The following is a 24,106-nucleotide window of genomic DNA, read 5'->3' as shown; positions in this document are numbered from 1 at the left end:
TAAGCTCTTACTTGACCAGTTCGACCTGTTCGAAATCGAGCTCGACCGGCGTTGCACGGCCGAAGATCGAGACCGAAACCTTGACCTTCGCCTTGTCGAAGTCGAGTTCCTCGACCACGCCGTTGAAGCTGGCGAACGGACCGTCGAGCACCTTGACCTGGTCGCCGATTTCGTAGTCGACGCTGACCTGGGTCTTGGGCGCGGCTTTCGCTTCCTCGACGCCGCCGAAATAGCGTGCGGCCTCTTTTTCGGAGATCGGCTGCGGCTTGTTGTTGTTGCCGAGAAAGCCCGTCACCTTGGGCGTGTTCTTCACGAGGTGATAGATGTCGTCGTTCATCCGCAGCTTGGCGAGAACGTAGCCGGGCATGAACTTGCGCTCGACCTGGACCTTCTTGCCGCGCTTCACTTCGGTCACGGTCTCGGTCGGGACTTCGATTTCCTCGACGCCCTCTGACAGGCCAAGACGGTCAGCTTCGGCGATGATCGCTTCCTTGACCTTGTTTTCAAAGCCCGAATAGGCGTGGATGATGTACCAGCGTGACATGCGTTTGGTCCTTGAGAATTCTGGCGCTTAGGCGAGGGTCAGCAGGAAGTTGGCGTTTAGGCGAGGGTCAACAGGAAGTTGACCAGCGCATTGAACAGCGAATCGACGCCGAAGAAGAACAGCGACAGGATCACCATGAAGATGAAGACGAAGATCGCGGTGCGGATCGTCTCCTCGCGCGTCGGCCATACGACCTTGCTCGTCTCGGTGCGAACCTGATTCACAAATTCGGGAATCGAGGTCTTGGTCTTCTTTGCTACGGCCTTTTGCTCGTCAGCCATCTCTCTTGCGCCTTTCGCGTGTCGCGTCGTCGATCTGATCCGGCTTTCAGGTAGGGCTCGTCGCCGCCCGGAACAAGGTCACGGAGGGGCTTTTGTGCGGCTACCAATGTCGGAATTGAAGTTGCTAATATGGTGCACGGCCGAACAAAGCAAGGGGAACCCGCAAGATTAAGGCTGGCCAAGCTACGCGCTCGCCCTTAGCGTGCGCCGCTTATCGTTGAGGGCCGTAAAGAGAGCCGGCCCACCTTCGGGGAAACAATCAAGGGGATAGCCACCAATGGCTGCAGTAGACATCGCGGGCAACGCGATAGCGAGCTCGACTGTCGTAATCGACTTTATTGAGGACGTATCCAACCTGGTGTGGGCCGGGACATGGGGTGATGCCACAATCATTCCAGTTCCACCTATGGTGGTCATCCTCCTGGGCGCCGGTCTCTATATCATGATCGGCCTCAAATTTTATCCGATCCTGAAGCTCGGCAGCGCGTTTGCCGGGCTTTTCAAGAGCCGAAAAGGCCAGGGATCCGGTGAGATTTCGCCGTTTGCAGCGCTGTCGACAGCGCTTTCCGGACAGGTAGGGACCGGCAACCTCGCTGGCGTCGCGACCGCGATTGCACTTGGCGGACCGGGAGCGGTCTTCTGGATGTGGGTCACCGCCCTGATCGGCATGGCGCTCGCTTTTGCCGAAGGCTCGCTCGCAATTCGCTATCGCGAGACGACGAGTGACGGCGTGAAGCGCGGCGGTCCGATGAGCTACATCATGATGGGCCTTGGCCCGAAGTGGTCCTGGCTGGCGGTGATCTTCTGTATCGCCACCCTGTTCTCTGCGTTGATTACCGGAAACGGCATTCAGGCCAACTCGGTCGCCGACAGCATGAACGAGCTGTTCGGTATGAGTGAGCAAATGGCCGGCGTCATCGTTGCGGTTGCCGTGTTCGTCGTGATCATCGGCGGTATCAAATCGATCGGTAAAGTCGCCGAAAGCGTGATCCCGTTCATGGCAATCGCGTATATCGTGATGGCGGTCATCGCGCTTGCGCTCAACGCGCCTGCTATACCGGGCACATTTGCTCTCATCTTCGAGAGCGCTTTTTCTGAGACAGCTGCCGCCGGTGGTTTCATCGGCGCATCGATGATCGTCGCAATCCGCGCAGGTGTGGAACGCGGCCTTTTCTCGAACGAGGCTGGACAAGGGTCGACTCCAATCGCTCACGCAGTGGCGCAGACCGATGACCCGGCGAGCCAGGGCCGCATGGCCATGCTCGGCACCTTTATCGATACGGTAGTGGTTTGCACCATGACCGCGCTGGTCATCCTTACCGTTCAAGGTCAATTCGCAATCACCGGCGCCGATGGGGCGGTGGCTTATGTTGACCGGGTCTGGACTTCGGACCTGGGGCCTGAAAGCGCGGCTGGATTTGCAACGACCTCAGCTGCCTTTGCCTCGGTGTTTCCTTTCGAAGTTGTTGGCATCCCGCTTGGAACTCTGGTTGCCAGTGTGGTGCTTATCCTGTTCGTTTTCACCACACTGCTGACCTGGTCGTACTACGGCGAGCGCGCCATCACCTTCATCTATGACCGCGTCCCGGGTTCAAGCCGCGGCGGCGAGAAGGTCCTGCACATGATCTGGCGAGTGATCTGGTGCGTTGCGATCTTCTTCGGCGCTTTTGCTCCACTCGACACGATCTGGCGTTTGGGCGGCATTTCCAATGCTCTCATGGCGCTGCCGAACCTGCTGGCGCTGCTCCTTTTGTCGGGTGTCGTCTTCAAGCTGGCTCAGGGCGTCAGGGACGCAGGGCCCGACCATGTTGTCGACACGCCGGAAGAACCGAACGAGTACTGACCGGCCCTTCCGATCAGTTGACCAAAACAAAACGCGCCCGGTTCATCACCGGGCGCGTTTTTGTTTGTGCGAAGGCTTCGGGTCAGGCGTTCAGCGGCGACCGAACCATCTCGCGAAGAGCCCCGGTTCCTCCATGGGACGCACCGCGCCGTACTTTATCCGGCGCAAGCTGGCGTCGGTATGCGGGCGCGGGCTGGACCACTCGTCAGGGGTGCTCGAACGGATCGGCGCAGAGGTCATTGGATTGATCTCCTTGGATAATCTACTCATCGTGTGGGAAGAAAAAGTCCGCAGCAGCCAATTTGTTCCCGCGAAGTGACAGGTGGTTTTTGCGCAAGTGGGGCGCCCCGCGCAAACGACGCGCCCCTCCCCCACGCGGCCCGCAGCGAAAGCGGGCCTCCCAAAAACTGTCTGGAGATAGAGTGCTGGCGTCCAAATGGTCAGTACCAACCAAGGATTTTCGCCAGCCAGCTGGGCTCGTGCATCGACTGGACCGGGCCGTAGGCGAGAGAGCGCTGGCTCGGGTCGGAATGCGGGCGCGGGCTAACCCAGTGATCGGGTTTCGAAGAGCGGAAGCTGTACTGGCTCATGATCGTCCTCCTTGAATGCGAGGGGGCTCGGATCATGATTCCCCCTCAACTCAGCGATCAAATTGCACGGTTCGTCTGGCGCCAACCTGAGCGGCGTGGTTAGCGCGTATTCATGTTGACGCCATCAATCGCCGGGCGCGGGCCATCCGGCCCGCTTGGCTTTCCTCGCATAAGCTCGGGCGCGCAGTCGCGCTTGCGACGCCTGCGGCGTCGTCTCTTCCTAAACCGGGTATCTCTGAGGGAGACGGGTGCGCAGCACCCGCAAGGCCGACAGGCCGCCCGCAGCGGAGTCGCAGACGGCGCGAAGCGCCACCCGGCAGTCAGGCCGTGTGAGCGAGGATTTCGCAGCCCGCACGGGCTGCGGATAACAAAAGAGAAAAATGGCAGGGGTGACAGGATTCGAACCCGTGGCCCTCGGTTTTGGAGACCGATGCTCTACCAGCTGAGCTACACCCCTGCATTGGGAAGGGCGCGCTTTATCCGCGATGCGGTCGATAGGCAACACCTCTTTGTTCAGCGCCTCATCTGGCTGAGACTATGTCCGTTCAATCCGTCGCAAATTAACTAGCCTGCCAATATCGCTCTGATACAGTCTGCGACATTATGCACTCGCCACTTCGCGCCACCATCCCGGTCGAGACGCTGCTGCTTGCCTATCGCAGCGGTATCTTTCCGATGGCCGACAAGCGCGAGGATCAAGACATCTTCTGGGTAGAGCCGCGCGACCGGGCGATCATCCCGCTAAGCGGCCTCCACGTCTCGAAAAGCTTGCGCAAGGTGCTTCGCTCAGACCGCTTCGAGGTCACGCATAACGAGGCCTTTACCGAAGTGATGCGCGCCTGCGCTGCGCCGCGTCCGGGCCATCCCGAAAGCTGGATCAGCGAACGCATCGTCGCAAGCTACACCGGCCTTCACCGTGCCGGCCATGCGCATTCGCTCGAATGCTGGCTTACGGGCGATGCGGGCGAGCGCCGACTTGTGGGCGGCCTCTACGGTGTCTCGTTCGACAAGGTGTTCTGCGGCGAAAGCATGTTCAGCCTTGCGAGCAATGCGAGCAAGGTCGCGCTGTGCTGGCTTGTCGCGATGCTGCGCGAGGCGGGTTACCAGTTGCTCGACTGCCAGTTCATGACCGACCACCTCGCCTCGATGGGCGCGGTGGAGATGCCGCAGAAGGATTACCTCGCGCTCGTCGAGAAAGCGCGCGGGGAAGCCGAACTGAGCCTTGATGTGACCTATCAACGGTTCGCCCATGGCGATCCGTACAATCCCGATTATTCGTCGCCTGGAAAGCTCATCGCGCAGTCTTTGACCCAGACATCGTAGATCGGGTGTTCGACAACGTTCAGGCTGGGATTTTCCTTAAACAGCCAGCCTGAGAAAATGCGAGCATGTTCGCTGGCTCCGCGCTCAAGCACGTCGACCTGAACGAATGCGCCGGTTTCCTGCGGGAATTCGTATGGCGCTGTACGCTCGCACGCTTCGAGCCGCACGATCACCGGCCCGACCTCGGCAGTCTCGCCCGGACTTAGCTCAAGGTCCTGGCTGACATTGTTGCGTTTGTTGAGGAGCCCGATCGTCGCGACGCGCTCGTCCATCGGGGTCGATTCGCCGACCTCAAGCGGCGTGAGCGCCGGTGCCTCATCAGGCCCTGCAATTTCCTCAGCGGTTTCTTCGACTGAGGCAGCTTCAGGCTCGCTCTCTTCCTCGCCGCACGCCGCGAGCGCGAATGTGGGAAGAATGGCGAGAAGAGCGAAGCGGGCGTGCATTGCGTGAGGGGCGATCAGCCCTCCGGTGCCCAGGCTTCGTAATCGCCGTCGGTCGCGGCACGCTTGCCGCCGCGCTCAAGCGCGCCCTTGGGCAGATAAGCATCGGCGCTGCCCGTGGCGTTGGGCGTGTAGTCGGCTTCCCAGATCTTCGCGGGCGGAAGGTTGCTTTCCGGCACATCGTCAAACGCGCCGTGGAGCCAGCCGTGCCATTCGCTCGGCACGCGGCTCGCATCGTTGATGCCGTTATAGATCACCCAGCGGCGTTCTTTCTGGGTGTAGGAGCCGGTGTTCGGTCCATCCTTACCCTTGGAACGGTAGTATTTGTTGCCTTCCGCATCGGTGCCGACATGCTCGCCGCCAACGCGCTTCGACCACCAATGCGTGCCGATGGTGGCGCCGTCCCACCAGGTGAAGATTTTTCCGAAGATTCCCATGGGCGCGCCCTTAGCCGAACTGACAGGCAGCGCCAAGATGCAAGATCACTCGGGCAGCTCCCATTCCACCATATCGCCCGGCTTGATCCCGAGCTCTTCGGACAGCCCGCCGCGAATCTCGAAAACCGCGACCGCCGGGCCGTCGGAGAAGACGCTGTCGGTCGAATAGGGAACGCCCGCCTCGATATTAGTGATGCGGTTGCCGGGACCGATGAAGATGATGTCGAGCGGCAGCGGCGTGTTCTTCATCCAGAAGCTACGCGCCTGCGGCTGATACGAGGGGAACAGCATCCCCTCATCATCGCCCATTTCGGTCCGGAACATCATTCCGCGCGCCTGCTCGGCATTGGTCAGCGCCAGTTCGGTCGTGAAAGTGTGGCGCTCATCGCCGCTCACGACGGTCACATCGGTCAGTTGCAGACCGGCTTCTGACAAGGCGGGACCCGTTTCGGCAGCAGGGGCAGGCGCGGTATCCTGAGCCGCAGAGCCATTGGGCGAACACGCCACCAGCGCCATCGCCCCCAAACCTGCAATCAATCGTACCATGATCCGCCCTTTTCCTGCGCTTCTTCGTCTTCGGCTTCTTGCAGCCATTCGTCTATTTCGTCGCCGCCCGGTGCATCCACGATGAACGCGGCCGTTTCGAACGAGTGCCCTGCACGAAGCATCGCGGCAACCTGTTTTTCGCGCCTTTTGTGGCGTGCTTCGGGCGGTTCGTCTTCATCGGCGCGACGACCGAACGGACCAAAGCCGCGTTTGCGCGCGAGCAGGATGGCAGCCCGGCGGCTTTCGGCAACACTGGGCGCATTGTCCTCGCGCACGCTTTCCTCGACGCCCGCCGCCCAAAGAGCCTGTTCGACCCGCCTTGCGCCGTATCCGCGCGCGGTGAGACCTTTGGATTTGGCCCGCGCATAGGCATCATCATCGACATAACCGAGCTCTATGAGGCGCGTGACCAACCCTTTTACGTCCAGCTCTTTCAGGCGGCCATCTTCATCTTCGGCCACTCCGCGCTCTCGGATCTTGCGCGCGAGATATCCTTCAAGCTTGGAACCAGTCGTGGAAAAACGCGCAACATAGGCAAGTGCTAGATCTTTCAGGCTGGTTTCTTCGAGAGGGCGCGACTTGCGTGCCTTGCGCTCCCGAAAGCCTCTGGATTTGCGCGGTTTGTTCGATTTTTCGCAAGCGTCATCATTGCCCTCAGGGCGTCCCGGATCACTACCGGGTGATGACGTTTTGCTTCCATGTGAAACCATTTCGCCTTATTCGTGCCACAGTCCTTATCAAATGGGAAAAAATTAAGCCGGATTGGAGGGATCCGTACCGGCAGGGGATGAATTTAGCGCGCCGCACCGCGCACAGCAATTGACGGGTATCGCCACGACAATGACCGACGCCGCACTTACGCCGACGCCGAACGATTGCGACTTGCCGCGCATTCGCGCGCAGTTTGCAACCTTCAACGAAGCGATCGACTACGCCGCCCGTTCGAAGAAGGGCATGAATTTTCACGACATGCGCGGCCAGCTCGAGCGCGTCTATCCTTACGGCGAAATGCGCGAGGACGGGATCGAGATGGCCTATCGCCTGATCGAATGGGGCATCAAGCCTCAGGACCGCGTCGCGTTGATTGCCGAGACCGGTGCGGATTTCGCCGCCGCGTTCTGCGCCTGCATCTATGCGGGCGCATGGCCTGTACCGCTGCCGCTGCCGACCACCTTTGGCGGCAAGGAAAGCTATATCGATCAGCTCGCGGTGCAGCTCAAAAGCTCCGATCCGGCGCTGCTATTGTACCCGGCGGAAATTGGCGAAATGGCCGCTTCGGCTGCCGAGCGTCAGGGTTGTGCGGGCGAGAGCTACGAAGATTTCGTCACCCGCGCAGCGCCGCAGGTCACTCTGCCCGAAGCTGACCCCGAAGACATCTGCTACCTGCAATATTCGAGCGGCTCGACCCGCTTCCCAACCGGGGTCGCGGTCACGCACAAGGCGCTGCTTCACAACCTTTATGGCCATGCCGAAAGCATGAATCTCACCACTGGCGACCGCTGCGTCAGCTGGCTGCCGTGGTATCATGACATGGGGCTGGTGGGCTGTTTCCTGTCGCTGGTTGCCAATCAGTTCTCGGTCGATTTCCTCAAGCCCGACGCGTTCGCGCGCCGTCCGCTTGCGTGGCTCGACATGATCACCCGCAACAAGGGCAACACAGTCTCCTATTCGCCGACCTTCGGCTACGACATCTGCGCGCGCCGTATTTCCAGCCAGAGCAACGTTGCCGAACGCTTCGACCTGTCGCGCTGGCGGCTTGCGGGCAATGGCGCGGACATGATCCGTCCCGACGTCATGCAAAGCTTCGTCAATGCGTTCTCGGACGCGGGCTTCAAGGCATCGGCTTTCACCCCGTCCTACGGCCTTGCCGAAGCAGTTCTTGCGGTCACCGTCATGCCGCCGGGCGAAGGCATTCGCGTTGAACTGGTCGAGGAAGAGCGCCTGTCAGGCACGCCGCGCGATATCTCGCGCCCGGCCCGCTACCGCGCAATCGTCAATTGCGGCAAGCCGCTGCCCGACATGGAAGTCGAGATCCGCGGCGAGGACGGCCACAGCCGTGCCGACCACCAGATCGGCAAGGTCTGGTGCCGCGGCCCCAGCGTCATGCACTCCTATTTCCGCAACCCGGAAGCGACCGAAGACTGCCTGATCGAGAGCGACGACCCGGAAAAGGGCTATTGGCTCGACACCGGCGACATGGGCTACATGGCCGATGGCTACCTGTTCATCGTGGGCCGTGCGAAGGACATGATCATCATCAACGGCAAGAACCATTGGCCGCAGGATATCGAGTGGGCGGTGGAGCAGCTGCCCGGCTTCAACCACGGCGACATCGCCGCCTTCGCGCTTGAAACCGAGGGCGGCGAAGAAGCGCCTGCCGTGTTGGTCCATTGCCGCGTTTCCGATCCGGTCGAGCGGCTGAAACTTCGCGAGCAGATCTCGGACAAGGTCCGTTCGGTGACGGGCATGAGCTGCGTTGTCGAGCTGGTCCCGCCGCGCACCTTGCCGCGCACGTCCTCGGGCAAGCTCAGCCGCGCCAAGGCGAAGAAGCTGTACTTGTCAGGTGAGATCGTACCGCTGGAACTCGCTGCGTAAGTTGTGTGCTCGCCCATTAGCGCGAGCTTCCTCGGCGCTGTTGCTCGTTGCGCCTGCGGGCGCGTGGTCACGCTTGCGGTCGCTGGCGCGACCGAGAGTGCCTCAGCGAGCAGTGCTGTGACTACTGCCCGCCCCAATCGGCGCGCAGGGGAGCCGCGCCGGGACGCACTGTCACGCTTACTCCGCGCTGAGCGAGGAGCTCGGCGGCTTGCGATGCCTGCTCCTGCGGTCCTACGAGCACGATCGGCAGGTTAATCCGCTCCGCCGACCATTCGATCACCGCCAGCGCCTGCGCGCCAGCCGGTGTCGGGCCGTCTTCGCCAAAGGGAATGTTGTCTGGAAGTTCGCCAATCGGAGGAAGCAATTCGATAAACCAGTCAGGCTCCGTATCCGCGATCCGCATTTCGAGTGCGCGGTAGGCAGCCAGCGTTGCCCCGTCGAGCACCTCCGCACGCACCGTCGCCCGTCTGCGAGTGCGGTCTACGGTAACATCCTCTTCCGACACACCAGCAACCAGCGCGAGCCGGGTCGCGAGATTCTCCGCCCGTTGAAGCTCGGCGGCCTCCTCGCTCGCACGCGCGGCGGAAAGCTGCGCGGCCTGGGCAGCGCTCGCTGCGGTGCCGACCTGCAGCTGCGTCAGGCTGAGTTCGATGGGACGGCCAAGCCTCCTCGCCAGCGCCCGTTCGATCTCGGCCTCGGCCTCGGTTTCGGGCTCGGGAGTGTAGACAGAGGCGACCACGACGATCGGCTCTGCACGGAAATCGACATCGAAGCGCGAGATTTCGGTTCCGGCGACGAAAGGCTCCTCGATCTCGGCGCGGATCACGCGCTGGGCGTTGGTCTGGAACGCGATCTGTTGGAGCGAGAGCGCCAGCGGGATCGCGAGCGCAACGAACACAGCCGCAACCGCAAGGTTCTGGAAAATGGTGTTGCGCGAACTCAGCGCGGTCTTGAAACCATACAGGCGCGCCATAGCCAGCGCGGTCAGAGCGATGGTGATGAGGTTGGTCACATAAAGAAGCAGCGCGCCTGAAAAGACCGTCCAGTTCCACGTCGCAAGGCCAAAGCCCACAGTCGCAAGAGGCGGCATCAAGGCGGTCGCAATCGCCACACCGACAATTGTGCCCTCGCGCCCGCGGATCATCGCATAAGCGCCGGCAAGCGCCGAAAACAGCGCGACGAACAGGTCGAACAGGTTCGGCTGCGTGCGCGCCGCAATTTCGGGCGTGATGGTCTGGATCGGCGACATGTAGACCAGCAGCGCGGTCAATCCGATTGCCATCAGCGTGCCATAGGCAAGGCTGCGTGCTGATTTCTTGAGCCACGCATAATCGCCGATCGCAAGTGCGAATCCGAGGCCCATTATCGGATCCATCAACGGCGACAGAAGCATCGCGCCGATCACGACTGCAGGCGAAGACAGCAGCAGGCCGAGCACCGCAATCCCTGCGCTCATCGCCGTCATGAACAGATAGCGCTCGGACAGGGCGCATTCGGCGCGCCGCTTCTCGATCACGCGCGCCTGATCGACGGTCCCAACCACATCCTCGCGCCACCAGCGGCGGAAGGAGAACAGCACCCTCGAAATCGACATGCCCTCGTTCGAGTCTGCAATGGACCCGGTCTTCTCAGGGATAGGTGTATGGCCAAGGCTCGAAGGCGCCTGAGGCGAAGGGGTGGTCGTCTTTTCGTCGCTCACAACAGTGGATTGTCCCGATACTTGATGAGCGCCCTTACTCGCATCGGATGCGCTGTGAAAGCAAATTGCGTGTGTGCAGCGGGGGCTTGGCGCAAAATGCCGCTTGGCGCGCTGACGCGAAACGCGCTACCTTCGCGCGCATATCGTCAGTGGCTTGAAACGCGTGTTTTAGATCACTAATACAGTAGGAGGGCTGCGGGGTGTCAGCGAGACGCTTTCGCCTGAGCAGCTGAGGGAGCAAAACCAGACGCATGAGCACCGAGACTACGCCAGACCTGAACATTTCCGCACCGACCAAGACGGCGACAGATTTCGAACTGACACCGCCTGCACCGGTGCCTGACGTTGCACCTGAAAAGGCAGCGGGCCTTGTTCCTGTCTCCGACGAGCAGAAATCGAAGCTCGACACCAAGGTCGATGCCTTCGTGACCGACCTCGTCTCGACCGATGCAAACTCGCCCGCCTTTGGCGAGAAGGTCGACCAGATCACCCGCATGGGCCAGGAACAGATCCGCGCAGCCGCTGCGCATTCCAACCGCTTCCTCGATCGCCCGGTGCGCGCGATGGACGCGGACAGCAGCGTTGGCAGCGACCTTGCCGAACTGCGCCGCACAGTCGAAGACCTCGATCCGGGTCGCAAGGGCAAGCTGCTTAGCCCGCGCAAGCTGTTCGGCATCATCCCCTTCGGCAACAAGCTGAAGAACTACTTCGACAGCTACACATCCGCGCAGGGACACATTCAGGCGATCCTCGAGCGGCTCGAAGGCGGCAAGAAGGAGCTGCATCTCGACAACGCGGCCATCGACACCGAGCGCGCAAAGCTCTGGGAAGCGATGGGCGAGCTTGAGCAGATGATCCACATCGCCAAGACGCTCGATGCGCGGCTTGAGCAAAAGGCGATTGAGCTCGACAGCTCCGATCCCGAAAAAGCCAAGGCGCTGCGTGAAAGCGCGCTGTTCTACGTGCGGCAGCGCACTCAGGACCTGCTGACGCAGATGGCGGTCTCGGTGCAGGGCTACCTCGCGCTGGACCTCGTCAAGAAGAACAATGTCGAGCTGGTGAAGGGCGTCGACCGCGCCTCGACCACGACTGTTGGCGCTCTGCGCACGGCGGTGACGGTGGCGCAGGCGATGACCAACCAGAAGCTGGTGCTTCAGCAGATCACCTCGCTCAACCAGACCACCAGCGACATCATCGATTCCACCAGCACGCTGCTGCGCGAACAGACCGCTCAAATCCATGAGCAGGCGGCGTCGAGCACCATCCCGCTCGAAACGCTGCAACGCGCGTTCCAGAACATCTACGACACGATGGACGAGGTCGACGACTTCAAGGTCCGCGCGCTCGCCAGCATGAAGCAGACGGTGAACGTGCTCAGCGACGAGGTCGAGAAGTCGAAAGGCTATATCGCCCGCGCCGAAGGGCAGTCTCAGGCGCAGGCCAAGGTCGCCTCGGAGCCGTCGCTGCTCGGGCTGGATAGCTGAGGAACGCTGCAAACGTGAACGACACCACCCGCGATTCCGAACAGATCATGAGCGCCGCCAAGCGTTCGCTGGTCACCCAGCAGCAGGGCGGCACACATCGTCCCGGCCCACCGAACTGGGCCGGTTCCGGTGCGGCGCGGCGCAAGAACTGGATCAAGCGGGCGAAGTATTTTGCTGGCGCGATCCTCACGATCTTAATCAGCGCCTCGATTGCGGGTGTGGTCCTGAACGGGATTGGCTTTACCGGCGTGATGATGGTCGCGCTTGCGGTGATGGCGGCCGCTTTCGTTTTCGGCAATTTCCCCAAGGTGAAAGTGCCCAAGCGGCCCGAACTTGGCAAAGGCAATCCCAAGCAGATGGTTGCACGGACCGAGCTGTGGCTGGAAGCGCAGCGCGCATCGCTGCCAGCACCGGCCGTGGCCATTGTCGACAAGCTGGGCATGCAACTCGACGCGCTTGGCGTGCAGCTCGAAACGCTCGACGAAGGCCACCCCGCCATGAACGAGGTGCGCGAGCTTGTGGGTGAATACATCCCCGAGACGATCGACAATTACCGCAAGATCCCGGCCCATCTTCGCAGCGAGGAACATGCCGGCGGGACCGCCGACGAACGCCTCGTCACCAGCCTCACGAAGCTTTCGGGCGAAGTCGACCGGGTGACGCGCAAACTTGCCGAGGGTGCGCTTGACGATCTCGCGGTCAAGTCGCGCTATCTCGAATATCGCTATGGCGGCGATGAATTGCTCGCCGACATGACCGGCAAGCAAGGTGAGCAGGGCTCTGGCGTTCCGCTCCCCGATTTTGCCGCCGCGCCAGAAAAAGCGAAGGAGCCACGGTAATGCGCGTCTCGCTCCCCCATTCGCTCGGCAAGGAAGAAGTGCGCCGCCGCATGCACAAGCACGGTCACGAAATCGGCAGCTATTTCCCTCCCGGCATGGCGAGCGTTGAAACAAGCTGGCCGCACGAGGACCGGATGGACCTGTTCATCGTGGCCGCCGGACAGCAGATTGAAGGCGGCATCGACATCGCCGAAGACTCGGTGACGATCGACCTCGATCTTCCAGCCATTCTCGGCTTTTTGCGCGGGACGCTTGAGAAAGCCGTTCGTAAACATGGCGGTCGATTGCTCGAAAAGAGCTGAAACTAAAGCCAAATCCGAGGGGGTTGTGCTTGCAGCCGCACCGGCAATTCGGCAGCCTTTTCAATGTCCTTGTCAACTGACAGGGCAGGTGTCATAAGCCCCTCACATCGCACAGGTGGGATCGTGCTTTCTAGGCGCAGGCATATCGCTGACTTGGCGGTGCTTGTGGCCCAAATATAGCGGGGTCCAGATATTTTGGCAGTCGTTGCTCCAGATCTACGGGCCGTCTTGCGCCGCGAAACCGCGCGATTGCACGATCAGCTCGACATGACCATGCACGAAGTGGCTGGCTGGAAGTCGCGCGCCGACTACGCCCGGTTCCTGAGCTTGCAATATGCAGCGCGCCGTCCGGTCGAAGCCTGGCTTGACCATCATGCACCAATCGAATGCCTTGCGCCCGCGCAAACCCCCCGCATTGCCGAAGACCTTGCTGCGCTTGGCCATGACCTTCCCCCGCCCGCGACCAGTTTCGCTATTTCAAGCAGCCAGGACGATGCGTCGCTTGCGGCATCGGCTCTTGGTGCGGCCTGGGTGCTGGCAGGTTCGTCGCTCGGCAATCGCGCGATCCTTGGCGAGATGCGCAAGAGCGGCAGCGATGCCGCCAGCTGGCCCCATGCGTTTCTCGGTGATGAGGACATGCTGACCTTCTGGAAGTCGCTGCGCCGCCAGATCGAGCGTCCTGCCGACCTTGCCGAAGTTCAGGCTGCGAGCGCCGCTGCGAAATCGGTCTTCGACCATTTCCTTCGCATTGTTACCCCGAACCGGACCGAGCCAACGCCAACCCTCGCGGCGCGAGCATCATGAACATCTCGTACAATCCCAAGGCGCTGACCGAGTGCGACCGTGAGCCGATCCATAATATCGCTGCGGTCCAGTCCTTTGGTGGCATGCTGGTGACCAATTCCGAGTGGGTCATCTCGCAGCGTTCGGTCAATTGCGCCAAGCTGCTGGCGATCGACGCCCTGCCGGAACCGGGCACCAACCTGGCCGACATCATTGAATCCGCCGCGCTTCAGGCGCTGCGCGAGGCGGCATCGCGGCTTGAAGGTGCCGACGCGGTCGAGCGCATCTTCGGCATCAGGTTCACGGAAGAAGCGGAGCTGTTCGATTGCGCCCTGCATTGCAGCGAGGGCAAATTCATCATTGAGTTCGAGCCGCATGATGCGAAGGGATACGCCGATCACCTGATGCTGATGGGTCCCGCGCTCGCCCAGCTCGAACCGATCCGCGACCTTGACACATTGTGCCGCAAAGCTGCGAAACTGGTGAAGCAGATGCTCGGATATGACCGGGTGATGATCTACAAGTTCTACCCGGACGAAAGCGGCGAAGTGATCGCTGAAGAGAAGCGCGAGGATCTTCAGTCCTATGAGGGGCTCCGATATCCGCGCGCGGATATCCCTCAGCAGGCGCGCGAGCTGTTCCGCCGCAACCGTTTCCGCATCATCGCCGACATGGAAGAAGCGCCGGTACTGATCGAGCCAACGCTGTCGATCAAGAATGAACCGCTCGATCTGTCGATGAGCACGTTGCGGGCCCATTCACAGATGCATGTCCAGTACATGAAGAACATGGGCGTGAAGGCTTCGCTCGCGATTGCCATCGTTCGGCACGGTGAATTGTGGGGCATGATTTCTTGTCACCACTACGAGCCGCGCTTGCCGGCCTATTCATTGCGGACAGTGGCGGACATGTTCAGCCAGATGTTCTCGCTGATGATCGATCGCCTCCTGATTGACCGCTCGGAAGAATTGCGCAGCCGTGGCCGCGCCTTGCACGATCAGCTGATGGTGCGCCTGGCTGGCGGAGCAAAACTATCAGAGCACCTCCCGATGCTGGAGGAATTGCTCAATCACCTCATCCAGCACGACGGAATGTCGGTCCTGATGGACGAGACTTACATGACCAGCGGTGTGGCTCCGACGAGGGAGCAATTCCTCGCGATCACGCCAACTTTGGGCAGCATGCCGATAAGCGAAAACTTCGCGACATCGGAAATCCAGTCTCAAATCCCACAGGCTATGGGATTCAAGGATGTGGCAGCAGGCGCGCTTGCCCTTCCCATCTCGCGCAGCCCGCGCGATTACCTCGTGCTGTGGCGCCGCCCTCTGACGCAGAAGGTCACGTGGGCGGGCAATCCCGAGAAAGCCGTTGCGACGCCGGGCGAACGCCTGCAACCACGCGGCAGCTTCGATGCCTGGGAACAGACCGTCGAAGGGTGCAGCGAGGAATGGTCAGACGACGAACTGCAGATCGCAGAAGGTCTGAGGGTCACCTTGCTCGAAATCGTACTGCGCATGACCGACGAGATCTCGCGCGAACGCAAGAAAGCGCAAGAACAGCAGGAATTGCTGATCGCGGAGCTCAATCACCGGGTTCGCAACATCCTCAATCTCATCTCCAGCCTCGTGCAGCAATCGCAGGGCGCGGCGCATGATGTGAAGGACTTTGCGTCGATCATCGGGGGCCGCATCGCCGCTCTTGCGAGCGCGCACGACAACATCACGCGCGAAAATTGGGCCCCGGCGCCGCTTTCATCGCTGATTGAGAGTGAGTTTGCTGCCTATGCTGCGGGCAACGAGAACCGCTGCCGTCTTGTCGGCGATGACATGCTGGTCACGCCTGAGGCTTACACGGTGCTGGCGCTTGTCCTGCATGAATTGGTGACGAACTCTGTCAAGTATGGCGCCCTTTCCAACGAGACCGGGCGGATCGAAGTGACCGTCGGCCTTTCGAGTGCAGGCGCTCTCAAACTTGGTTGGCGCGAAAGCGGAGGGCCTCCGGTCAAGCCGCCCACACGCCGAAGCTTCGGATCGATCATCATTGAACGCTCGATCCCTTTCGAACTGAGCGGCGAGGCGGATTTGCGCTTCACGCTTGGCGGGGTCGAAGCCGACTTCGTCGTACCGGCCCGCTTCGTCGGCGAGAAAACCGAAATGCCGCAGGAGGCGACAAAGTCGCGGAAGGCAGCCGATGCCAGTGGCACATCCGGCAAGACCTCTGGTAAGACGCCGAAAAAATCACTCCCCAATCGCGTGCTGCTGGTTGAAGACAACATGATCATCGCGCTGGGCACAGAAGACAATCTTCGTATCCTTGGCGTTGAGGACATCGACGTGCAAAGCACGGTGGCAGGGACGCTTGAGGCGATCAAAAGTACCCCCCCCGATTTCGCCATTCTCGATTTCAATCTTGGCACAGAATCGAGCCTCGCGGTTTCCGAGGAGCTTCGCGCACGGGAGATCCCCTTCGTGGTCGCCACCGGCTATTCCGAGATCGACGACCAGATCAATGAACTTGGCGCGGAAGGGGTGATCCAGAAGCCCTATGGTCTCGAAGAAATAGAGCTGGCGCTGACCACGATCATCAACTGATCGCTCGCGAGCCCAGCGGTTCCTTCCCTACCGCTCGCGAAAATCGACGCGGTAGCCGTAACGCGCCTCGACCGGATTGCCCGCGCGGTCCCTTGCGGGATTAAAGCGGATCTTTTCGACGACCAGTGGGCAAACCAGCGCTGTCGTTTCCGCATCCGCGCTGGTGCGCGCGACCGAGCAATTGCGAGCGCGGCCTTCTCGAGTGACGGTGAACACGACCGTGACCGAAGAACCAAAGCGCGCTGATCTCCCGCCTTCGGGCACGGGAAAGTCGCGCCTTGGATCGAGCCTGCCCGAAAGGACGCTTGGCCTTTCCGCAGCATTGCCCTGACCGCTTCCGTCATTGCCGCTGCCCGTGCCAAGCCCTTGCCCCTCTGCGCCAGTACCGTCTCCGGCCTCGCGCGCGCCTGAGCGGCTAGCATCTCCCGTCGACGAGGCTTCGGGTCGCTCTTCGGGATTTCGGCGAATGGGCGTGGTGGGCGCTGTCACCGGCTCCGGGATGGCATCCTCTCCCGGTGCGCCCGCGGCCCCTTCGTCGGGTTCGGGCTCCAATTCGGGTTCATCCTGAGGGACGGTGACGACGACTGTGAATGCGTTGACCACCTCGCGCTCGACCGATGCGGTGAATTCGGGGGCGAGCAAGCGCGAAAGCCCGTAGAGCGCGGCGATGTGGAACAGGACGATGCCCACGAGCAGCGGCCAGCGCGGGCCTTTCGGTTTTCCCTGATAGCGAGCGGGTCTTTTTATCATCTATCCTGTGACAGGTTGCTGAGTGAACGGGGACGAAGTGGGCGGGAAACACTTGGGTTAAGCAATTCAGGGCCACGCAAACGTGAATATCCGACAGCAAATCGTTTCCAGCAAATGCAGGCGCTTAGAGCGCTTCTGTATCTCAAGGTTCTACGCATACCAAATGCGCATGGTTCCAAGCCCGTGTGAAGCGAGCCGCCGGCCTATCCCGCGCGATCGCGATGGGAGCAAACAATCAATATGGGACGCAGTGAATGACACCGAGACATTCGCATTTTCGCGCGCAGTCGGCCTATGAAACATCATCCTGCTCTTTCAGCGATGGCCATGAGCGCCCCCGCACTTGCTCCAACAGCGCAGCCAACTGACGATACTGCCGAGCAGGCCAACGCGCTTGGCGGCCTGCCAGCGTCAGGGGCCGTCGACTTCAGGACCCTGATGGCGGGATTAGCGGCAGGCATCGGCTTCTTCATTCTCGGGCTTGCCTGCCTCAACTTATCGCGCTTCGATGCAGCTTTGGCGAGCGTTTGGCTGCCCAATGCCTGCGCGGTTGCGATGCTGCTACTTGTTCGAGCACACAACGAAATCCCTCTCTATGCAGGCATCGCCGCAGCCAGTGTCGCAGCGAATGTCGTGGCGGGCACACCGCTCGCAAACTCGCTCGTCTTTACCGCGGCCAACCTTGCAGGGATCATGCTGGTGACCGGGCTCACCCGCGCAAAATGTGGCGCCCGGCCCGACATGACCGAGCTCGCGCATTTGGGGCGATTTCTCCAGTACGGAGGCGCCGTCGGTCCCCTGGTCGCCAGCGCAATTGCAGCATTCGCCATTCCGCTTGGCGGCCAACCGGTATGGGTAGGGGCGCTCACCTGGTTTCTCGCCGATGCCCTCGGGATGATCCTGGTCGTCCCGGCTGCTCTGCTTGTCGCCGACGCTGTTCGTACGGCGACCGCTCCAAAAACCACCGCCTTGTTCAAGCGCGCTGTCTTTACCGCAGTCGCGCTGGTCGCGGTCTGGCTCGTGTTCCGGCAGGATATCTATCCGCTTTTGTTTCTGGTGCCGCCCATCACATTGCTGGTTGCCTTCAGGGGTGGCGGCATTGGGACAGTGTTGTTCGTCCCGATGATCGCGGGTGTGGCGAGCTGGATGACCGTCGCCGGTTACGGGCCGATCGTGAACAGTTCGAAGTCGGCCCTGGATGCGGTTTTCGTGCTGCAAGCCTTCGTTGCGGCCAATTTTCTCACCGGACTGCCAATCGCGGCGATTCTGGCTGGCCGAGAGCGGATGACCGAGGAATTGGCGCGCGGAAGAGGCGAGTTGGGGCTACTTGCCGAAACGATTACGGACGCGGTCCTGCGGCTCGATCGCGACCGGGTCTGCATCTACGCCTCCCCTTCCGTTGAAGACGTCATGGGCCGCCCGCCCGAGGACCTGGTGGGCCACCCGATCGCATCTCGCGGACCGGAGGACGCGCATGCCCGGATCGAGAGCGCGCTCGACAGCCTGCTGAGCGGTCAATCGGACAAGGAGCGCATCACATACCGGCGGCTGCTGGACGACGAGGAAGGCACACCCGTTTTCATCGAGGCAGACTGCGCGATTGTTCTCGATCCGATCACCGGAGAGCGTGATGGCGTCGTGGTTTCAGCGCGCGACGTGACCGAGCGCGTGGAGCTCGAACTCCTGCTGACCCGTGCCCGCCGCCACGCTGAGAATGCGGCGCGCGCAAAGAGCGAATTCCTGGCCAATATGAGCCACGAAATCCGCACACCGATGAACGGCGTTCTCGGCTTTGCGGAACTCATGCTGCAAGGCGACCTCGAACCCGACAATCGCCGACACACCGAAATGATCGTGGAATCGGGTCGATCGATGATGCTGCTGCTCAACGACATTCTCGACCTTTCGAAGATCGAGGCAGGGCAGATCGCGATCGACAGCCAGCCTGTCGACCTTGTCTCGACGCTGGCCGAATGTGTCCAGCTGCACCTTCCCAACGCGGAAGGAAAAGGCCTGCGACTGAACTTCACAGCTTCGGACGCGGTAAAACTCGGTGGCGAAGGCGCGCGCGAGAATCCCTGGGTGGCAACCGATGCGCTGAGACTGAGGCAGATCGTCCTCAATCTTATAGGGAACGCAGTGAAGTTCACCGAAAAGGGCAGCGTCGACGTGCAGCTTTCGATTCAGGCAGAGCAATTCCGGGTCGATGTGAAGGATACCGGGATCGGAATAGGGGCCAAGCGGGTACAGACGATTTTCGCCCCGTTCACGCAGGGAGAAAACGACACGTCGAGGCGCTTTGGAGGAACAGGGCTCGGTCTCACGATCAGTCGCCAGTTGGCAGAGCTGCTCGGAGGCCAGATCGAGGTCTGCAGCGAAGTTGGTATCGGCTCGACATTCAGCCTGATCCTGCCAGCGCACTACGTCGAGCCGGAGGTCCCGGCTTTGAGCCAAGCAGCTGAGGCCAGTCCTGCCGATCTGCCCGAAGCATCGCGCATCCTGCTGGTCGAGGATCACGATGTGAACCGCATGCTGGGAACCGAAATGCTTGAACGCTGCGGGCAATGCGTCGCCACGGCGCATGACGGCAACGAAGCGATTGCGATGGTGATCGATTCGGTGATGCGCGGGTCGCACTACGACCTCGTTCTGATGGATATCCAGATGCCGGGCTGCGACGGCTATGCCGCGACCCGCGCGATCCGGGCCGAAGGTATCAGTCCGGCCGACCTGCCGATCATTGCGCTGACCGCAAACGCCTTCCCTGAGGATATTTCAGCGGCCCGCGATGCCGGAATGCAGGGCCATCTTGCAAAGCCGCTTGTCTTCGCCGACCTCGCGCGAATGCTCCAGCGCTGGCTGCCAACGCGGATTGTCGAGGATCAGTCGGTGGAACATGCTGCACCGGTCGCGAAAGCGGTGAATCGGGGCGAGCAGGAGGCACCATCGCCAGCCGGTCAGTCCGAAACAGCTGGTGGCCATTCGCCAACGCTGCTCAAACGCTGGAACCAGCGGCGCAGCGAAGCGATCGAGGCGGTTCGGGGCGCGCTCGAACAGGGGCATCTCGGCGGGGAGAGCGCTGCCGAAGAGAACCGCGACGAGCTAGCCAGGCTGGTCCACAAGCTTGCTGGAACAGCAGCGATGTTCGGGGAGGCAGAGCTCGGCGATCAGGCCGCTGCGCTTGAGCGCGCCCTGAGGATGGGGCTCGATGCAGAAACGCAGGCTTCACTCGCATTCGAACTGCTCAGCGTTGCCGACGACCCGGCCGATGCGCCAGGTGCTGCGGCGTCCTGAACTTACTGCTCAATCGACAGCCCCAAACGCAAACGGCGGGACCCGAAGGCCCCGCCGCTCGTGTTTCGTAGTCGGTAGCTGACGAATTAGAATTCGTAGCGAGCACCGATCTGGATACGCCATGCCGACGCCGAGATGCCGATGTTGTTGTCATCGTCCGGACGGAAGCCCGAGATGATGTAACGGCCCTGGTCGTCCACACCGCCATCGACGAGGTCGAGGAACTGCGTGCGCTGGCGACGGATGTTCGCGCTGCTGTCGAGCAGGTTGAGGAAGTTCTCAAAGTCGACGAACAGTTCGACACGGTCTTCGACGATGCCGGTCAGGCTGCCGATGAAGGGCAGTTCCTGGCTGAAGCGCAGGTCGAGGTCGTAGTGCCAGTCGTTGCGGCAGGTGTTACGCTCAATCGATTCGCCCAGCTCGAAGTCACAAGCTTCGCCCACATCGCTGGTTGCGAGGTAGTCGAGCAGCGAAGTGATCGCAGCCGGATCCGAAAGCGGCGAGACGTTTGCGTCACCAACACCCGACGGGATGTAAAGCAGCGCGTTGTCGTTACCCGACGAGCTGTCCGCGAACACGCCGCCACCGTCGAAGGTGAGGCTGAACGGAGTGCCAGCCTGCGCACGGAACAGGATCGCGAGACCCGTGTCGTAACCGTCGAAGAACTCTTCACGGAAGAACGCCGAAGCGGTGAAGTTGTGACGGGTTTCGAAGTTCGAGGTCGAGATTGCCGGTGCCTGACGGTCGAAGGCCGCGCTCACGTCGAAGGACGAGGTAGCGGTCGACGAACCGACGTTACGGAAGTTCTCCGAGTCGGTGAACGCGTAACCGAAGTTCAGGGTAACCGCGCCACCTTCGGTGAACAGGCCTTCGCTGAAGGTCTTGTTCAGGATGAACGAAGCAACGTGGCTCTCGTAACCCGGGCCGTTGGTCAGCTGGATGTTGTCGTCACGGCGAGTGTTGAAGCACTCAGGCGTGAGACCGGTGTAAACCGGCGGCGTGCCGCCCGAAACCAGCGTTGCGTTACAACCAGCTGCGGTTGCGTCGACTGCCTGGTAGATCGGACGACCGTCGACGGTGAAGCCACCGTTGGTGCGGATGTCCGGAGCCTGCGACAGGTCGACGAAGTTCAGCGTGTCCTGGAACCGCGAGTAGATGTAGTCGAGGTTCATGTTCCAGTTCGAGAAGAACCCGGTTTCCGGACCGAAGGTGGTCTGGAAGCCAATGTTCGCACGAATGACGGTCGGGACGTCGAAGTCCGGATCGGTCGACTGAACGTCGGCGAGACCTGCACCAGCAGCTGCTGCACCTTCGTCGATGGCACACTGCGGGAAGCCGGTGAACGTGCCGTTGTTCAGAACGTTGAACGATCCGTCAGCGTTGGTCAGGCCAGCACAGCCTGCGTCAAAGGTGTCGCCGTTGGCACTTGCGAAGCCGTCGTTCGAGAAGGCGTTCGAGTAGTACACAACCGGGTCACCGCCCGAGAAGACGCCCACACCACCGGTGATGCTGCTGTCCGAGAAGAACCCGTCGTTGAACAGCTCGTACGTGGCCGAGATGCGCGGCAGAATGACCGGCGAAAGACCACCGAACGACTGGGCGTTGGTGAAGCCATAACGGTTCAGGAAGTTCGGGTTCGCACGCGGTGCGTCGCCATCATACAGCTGTGCACGAACACCAGCGGTGATCGAGAGCTGGTCGGTCGCCTGCCATTCGTCCTGGGCGTAGAACGACCAGATGGTGCGGCCGAAGCGAGCAGCTGCGTTGTTGATGTCGCCATTGAGGCTGGTTGCGATCGTACCGCCACCGAGCGGGCCGCCGCCGACGAGGTCGTCGACATCGCCGAATACGCTCGAGAAGCCGCCGCCTGCAACGTTACCGGCTTCGAAGTTGTCGAGGCCGTCGAAGAACAGCGTACCGGTCGCGTTGATTGCGAACAGGTTGAAGACTTCAAGGTCGTTCACTTCGACGCCGAACTTCAGGAAGTGGCCATCGCCAGCGTCCACGTTCATCTGGAAGCGAGCCTGGTCGATGCGGGTGTCGAGCTGGTTGGCCGAACGGAAGATGCCCGGGCCGGTCGACAGGAGGCCGTTTTCGGTCGAGGTGCCGTCAGGTGCGACGCCAACTGCGAGACGGACGGTCGGGTTGTCCGACTGTGCTTCGCCGAAGCCAACCGGGCCCTGAATGTCGCCGACTTCGGCGCGGCTCACACGAAGCTCGGTCGAGATCGTGTCGTTCCAGTCCGAATACAGGCGGACGGAGTAGTAGTCGCTCTCGGTGCCTTCGTCTTCGAAGCTGTTGAAGCCGGTGATGTTCTGGCCACCGAAATCGCTTTCGATGTTGGTCTCTTCGAGGCGCTGGTAGGTCGCTTCGAGACGGTGCTGGTCGCTAAGGACAGCGTCGATACGGCCGAAGTAGCGGACCGAAGCTTCTGCGAGCGAAGTCGGGTAGCCGCCAATGTCCTGGCCGTACACGTCACGAGCGATCTGAGCAAAACGGTCGAACTGTGCCTGGCTAACGAAGTCGGCTTCGTTGGTGAAGCCGCCGCCGGCGGGGCCGAAGTTGTTGCCGTCGCCAAGGTCGGTTTCTTCGTAACCGAACGAGAAGAACAGACGATCAGGGATGATCGGACCGTTGAGGGTAGCACCCCAGCGCTTTTCCGAACCCGCGTTGAGCGGACGACCGTCGATCGAGTTGGCGAAGAGGCCATCGTCGAAATAGGTGATGAAGGCCGAGCCGTGGAAACGGTTCGAACCAGCCTTGGTCACGACGTTGACGAGACAGCCGGTGAATTCGGAGTACTCGACGTCAAACGGTGCGAACTCGACCGAGGTCTGCTCGATCACGTCGAACGGAAGCGGCAGAGCGTTACGCGCTGCGAACGGCGTGCCGTTGAGGCCGAAGACGTCAGCCTGGACGATGCCGTCAACGGTGAAGGTGTTCGAACGGTCGTTACCGCCAAGGCACGATACGCGATCGACTTCGTTGGCGCGGTCAAGACTGACACGCGGGTCGATGCGGATGATGTCGCGAACGTCGCGGGTGATCGACGGGAATGCTTCGAGCGTCTGGGTGTCGAATGCAGTACCCGGACCAACGGCAACCTGGGTCACCTGGGCGCGTGCACCGGTAACGACGATGGTGTTGCCGGTCGCGCTCTGGTCGAGCGTGAAGCCAAAGCTGGTGTTACCCGAGATGTTGACGAAGACGTTCTCGACCGACTGGCCTTCGAAGCCGTCAGCGGTCACGGTCACGGTGTACGGGCCGCCCGGCGGGAGCGACTGGACGCGGAAGGTACCGTTCGCACCGGTGGTCGAGGTACGGGTCTGCGACGTACGTTCGTCGGTGATGGTCACCATGGCGCCGGCGAGCGGGCCGCCATTTGCGTCGGATACGGAACCCTCGACACCCGAGGTAATCTGCTGCGCGGCAGCAGGGGTGGCGATGGTAGCTGCAGCAGAGAGTGAAACAACACTCGCTGCAAGGAGATACTTAAGTTTCATGAGAGGAAGCCCCTGGTCACGGTTAGGATGCAACAAAACGCTGCGGACGGGCGCGTCCCTAGTCGCGCTGCGCTGCACAAAAGCGACGGTTTTGTGACAGACGTGTTACAATGACCGGAGCAGGAAGCCGCCGCGCGTTCTTCCACAGCATATTTCGGGCCCGAAACCACGGAAATCCGCCACTAAACCGGCCCGTGTTGCATCAGAGCAACGAAACAGGCTTTTTTGCCAATTGCTTCGGGCCGGTTCGATAAGGCGTTTC

At 61.3% G+C, this 24,106-nt stretch carries 20 protein-coding genes and 1 tRNA gene; 9 read left to right on the top strand and 12 right to left on the bottom strand.

Translation table 11 applies throughout. From position 1 onward, the window contains the following. Nucleotides 1-7 precede the first annotated feature (7 nt). Both nusG and secE read right to left on the bottom strand, forming a co-directional pair. Nucleotides 8-544: a transcription termination/antitermination protein NusG gene (gene nusG, locus NAP1_RS15020; protein ID WP_007166181.1), complete on the bottom strand. Its 537-nt coding sequence runs from the start codon at nucleotides 542-544 to the stop codon at nucleotides 8-10. Nucleotides 545-600: 56 nt separating this feature from the next. Beyond that, complete coding sequence (secE, locus tag NAP1_RS15015; protein ID WP_007166180.1) at nucleotides 601-825, bottom strand: preprotein translocase subunit SecE; 225 nt, start codon at nucleotides 823-825, stop codon at nucleotides 601-603. 277 nt (nucleotides 826-1,102) lie between these two features. Here secE and NAP1_RS15010 point away from each other — a divergent pair, with 277 nt between their 5' ends. Continuing rightward, nucleotides 1,103-2,668, top strand: coding sequence for a sodium:alanine symporter family protein (locus tag NAP1_RS15010; RefSeq protein ID WP_007166179.1), 1,566 nt, complete (start codon nucleotides 1,103-1,105; stop codon nucleotides 2,666-2,668). Between the two features lie 90 nt (nucleotides 2,669-2,758). Here the strand turns inward: NAP1_RS15010 and NAP1_RS16605 are convergent, their stop codons facing one another. The 3 genes from NAP1_RS16605 to NAP1_RS15000 all read right to left on the bottom strand — a co-directional run bounded on the left by NAP1_RS16605 (nucleotide 2,759) and on the right by NAP1_RS15000 (nucleotide 3,715). After that, a complete protein-coding gene (locus tag NAP1_RS16605; protein WP_193353882.1) occupies nucleotides 2,759-2,908 on the bottom strand; it encodes a hypothetical protein in 150 nt (49 codons plus the stop codon). A 200-nt stretch (nucleotides 2,909-3,108) separates the two neighbouring features. Then, the gene (locus NAP1_RS16600) at nucleotides 3,109-3,258 is read right to left on the bottom strand and encodes a hypothetical protein (RefSeq protein ID WP_193353881.1); all 150 of its coding nucleotides are present in this window, start codon (nucleotides 3,256-3,258) and stop codon (nucleotides 3,109-3,111) included. A 381-nt stretch (nucleotides 3,259-3,639) separates the two neighbouring features. Beyond that, nucleotides 3,640-3,715, bottom strand: a tRNA-Trp gene (locus NAP1_RS15000). A 146-nt stretch (nucleotides 3,716-3,861) separates the two neighbouring features. Here NAP1_RS15000 and aat point away from each other — a divergent pair. Continuing rightward, nucleotides 3,862-4,581 carry a leucyl/phenylalanyl-tRNA--protein transferase gene (aat, locus tag NAP1_RS14995; protein WP_007166177.1) on the top strand — a complete coding sequence of 240 codons (720 nt, stop codon included), beginning with the start codon at nucleotides 3,862-3,864 and terminating at the stop codon, nucleotides 4,579-4,581. Here the strand turns inward: aat and NAP1_RS14990 are convergent. Genes NAP1_RS14990 through NAP1_RS14975 form a run of 4 tightly spaced genes read right to left on the bottom strand, consistent with a single transcriptional unit; the run spans nucleotide 4,530 to nucleotide 6,714 of the window. After that, a complete protein-coding gene (locus NAP1_RS14990; RefSeq protein WP_007166176.1) occupies nucleotides 4,530-5,024 on the bottom strand; it encodes a DUF2155 domain-containing protein in 495 nt (164 codons plus the stop codon). The genes aat and NAP1_RS14990 overlap by 52 nt on opposite strands. Before the next feature lie 14 nt (nucleotides 5,025-5,038). Beyond that, nucleotides 5,039-5,458 (bottom strand): NADH:ubiquinone oxidoreductase subunit NDUFA12, encoded by a 420-nt coding sequence (locus NAP1_RS14985; RefSeq protein WP_007166175.1) that lies wholly within the window; start codon nucleotides 5,456-5,458, stop codon nucleotides 5,039-5,041. A gap of 45 nt (nucleotides 5,459-5,503) precedes the next feature. Beyond that, complete coding sequence (locus NAP1_RS14980; RefSeq protein WP_040464525.1) at nucleotides 5,504-6,004, bottom strand: DUF192 domain-containing protein; 501 nt, start codon at nucleotides 6,002-6,004, stop codon at nucleotides 5,504-5,506. Next, nucleotides 5,992-6,714, bottom strand: a complete 723-nt coding sequence (locus NAP1_RS14975; protein ID WP_007166173.1) for a regulatory protein RecX — start codon at nucleotides 6,712-6,714, stop codon at nucleotides 5,992-5,994. The genes NAP1_RS14980 and NAP1_RS14975 overlap by 13 nt, the downstream gene beginning before the upstream one ends. Nucleotides 6,715-6,844: 130 nt before the next feature. Here NAP1_RS14975 and NAP1_RS14970 point away from each other — a divergent pair, with 130 nt between their 5' ends. Further along, nucleotides 6,845-8,599 carry a fatty acyl-AMP ligase gene (locus NAP1_RS14970; RefSeq protein ID WP_007166172.1) on the top strand — a complete coding sequence of 585 codons (1,755 nt, stop codon included), beginning with the start codon at nucleotides 6,845-6,847 and terminating at the stop codon, nucleotides 8,597-8,599. 121 nt (nucleotides 8,600-8,720) lie between these two features. Here the strand turns inward: NAP1_RS14970 and NAP1_RS14965 are convergent, their stop codons facing one another. Beyond that, entirely contained in the window at nucleotides 8,721-10,193 is a 1,473-nt protein-coding gene (locus NAP1_RS14965; RefSeq protein WP_040464521.1) for a DUF389 domain-containing protein, read from the bottom strand. 356 nt (nucleotides 10,194-10,549) lie between these two features. On the opposite strand from NAP1_RS14965, the gene NAP1_RS14960 reads away from it, so the two are divergent. The 5 genes from NAP1_RS14960 to NAP1_RS14940 all read left to right on the top strand — a co-directional run bounded on the left by NAP1_RS14960 (nucleotide 10,550) and on the right by NAP1_RS14940 (nucleotide 16,297). Continuing rightward, complete coding sequence (locus NAP1_RS14960) at nucleotides 10,550-11,782, top strand: toxic anion resistance protein (RefSeq protein WP_007166170.1); 1,233 nt, start codon at nucleotides 10,550-10,552, stop codon at nucleotides 11,780-11,782. Between the two features lie 14 nt (nucleotides 11,783-11,796). Continuing rightward, complete coding sequence (locus tag NAP1_RS14955; protein ID WP_007166169.1) at nucleotides 11,797-12,621, top strand: hypothetical protein; 825 nt, start codon at nucleotides 11,797-11,799, stop codon at nucleotides 12,619-12,621. Further along, nucleotides 12,621-12,923, top strand: coding sequence for a polyhydroxyalkanoic acid system family protein (locus NAP1_RS14950; RefSeq protein WP_007166168.1), 303 nt, complete (start codon nucleotides 12,621-12,623; stop codon nucleotides 12,921-12,923). The genes NAP1_RS14955 and NAP1_RS14950 overlap by 1 nt, the downstream gene beginning before the upstream one ends. Before the next feature lie 267 nt (nucleotides 12,924-13,190). After that, entirely contained in the window at nucleotides 13,191-13,727 is a 537-nt protein-coding gene (locus NAP1_RS16135) for a biliverdin-producing heme oxygenase (protein WP_206740589.1), read from the top strand. Further along, entirely contained in the window at nucleotides 13,724-16,297 is a 2,574-nt protein-coding gene (locus tag NAP1_RS14940; protein WP_007166166.1) for an HWE histidine kinase domain-containing protein, read from the top strand. The genes NAP1_RS16135 and NAP1_RS14940 overlap by 4 nt, the downstream gene beginning before the upstream one ends. 27 nt (nucleotides 16,298-16,324) lie before the next feature. On the opposite strand, the gene NAP1_RS14935 is transcribed toward NAP1_RS14940, so the two are convergent. Further along, nucleotides 16,325-17,047 (bottom strand): hypothetical protein, encoded by a 723-nt coding sequence (locus NAP1_RS14935; protein WP_007166165.1) that lies wholly within the window; start codon nucleotides 17,045-17,047, stop codon nucleotides 16,325-16,327. 327 nt (nucleotides 17,048-17,374) lie between these two features. On the opposite strand from NAP1_RS14935, the gene NAP1_RS16130 reads away from it, so the two are divergent. Further along, nucleotides 17,375-20,341, top strand: a complete 2,967-nt coding sequence (locus NAP1_RS16130; protein ID WP_162013489.1) for an ATP-binding protein — start codon at nucleotides 17,375-17,377, stop codon at nucleotides 20,339-20,341. Between the two features lie 86 nt (nucleotides 20,342-20,427). Here the strand turns inward: NAP1_RS16130 and NAP1_RS14925 are convergent, their stop codons facing one another. Next, nucleotides 20,428-23,844: a TonB-dependent receptor gene (locus tag NAP1_RS14925; RefSeq protein WP_007166163.1), complete on the bottom strand. Its 3,417-nt coding sequence runs from the start codon at nucleotides 23,842-23,844 to the stop codon at nucleotides 20,428-20,430. Nucleotides 23,845-24,106 lie beyond the last annotated feature (262 nt).

Source organism: Erythrobacter sp. NAP1 (assembly GCF_000152865.1).
In the GTDB taxonomy this organism is placed as follows: Bacteria; Pseudomonadota; Alphaproteobacteria; order Sphingomonadales; family Sphingomonadaceae; genus Erythrobacter.
Note: the sequence above shows the minus strand (reverse complement) of the source record. Positions and strands in the feature narration are given on the sequence as shown.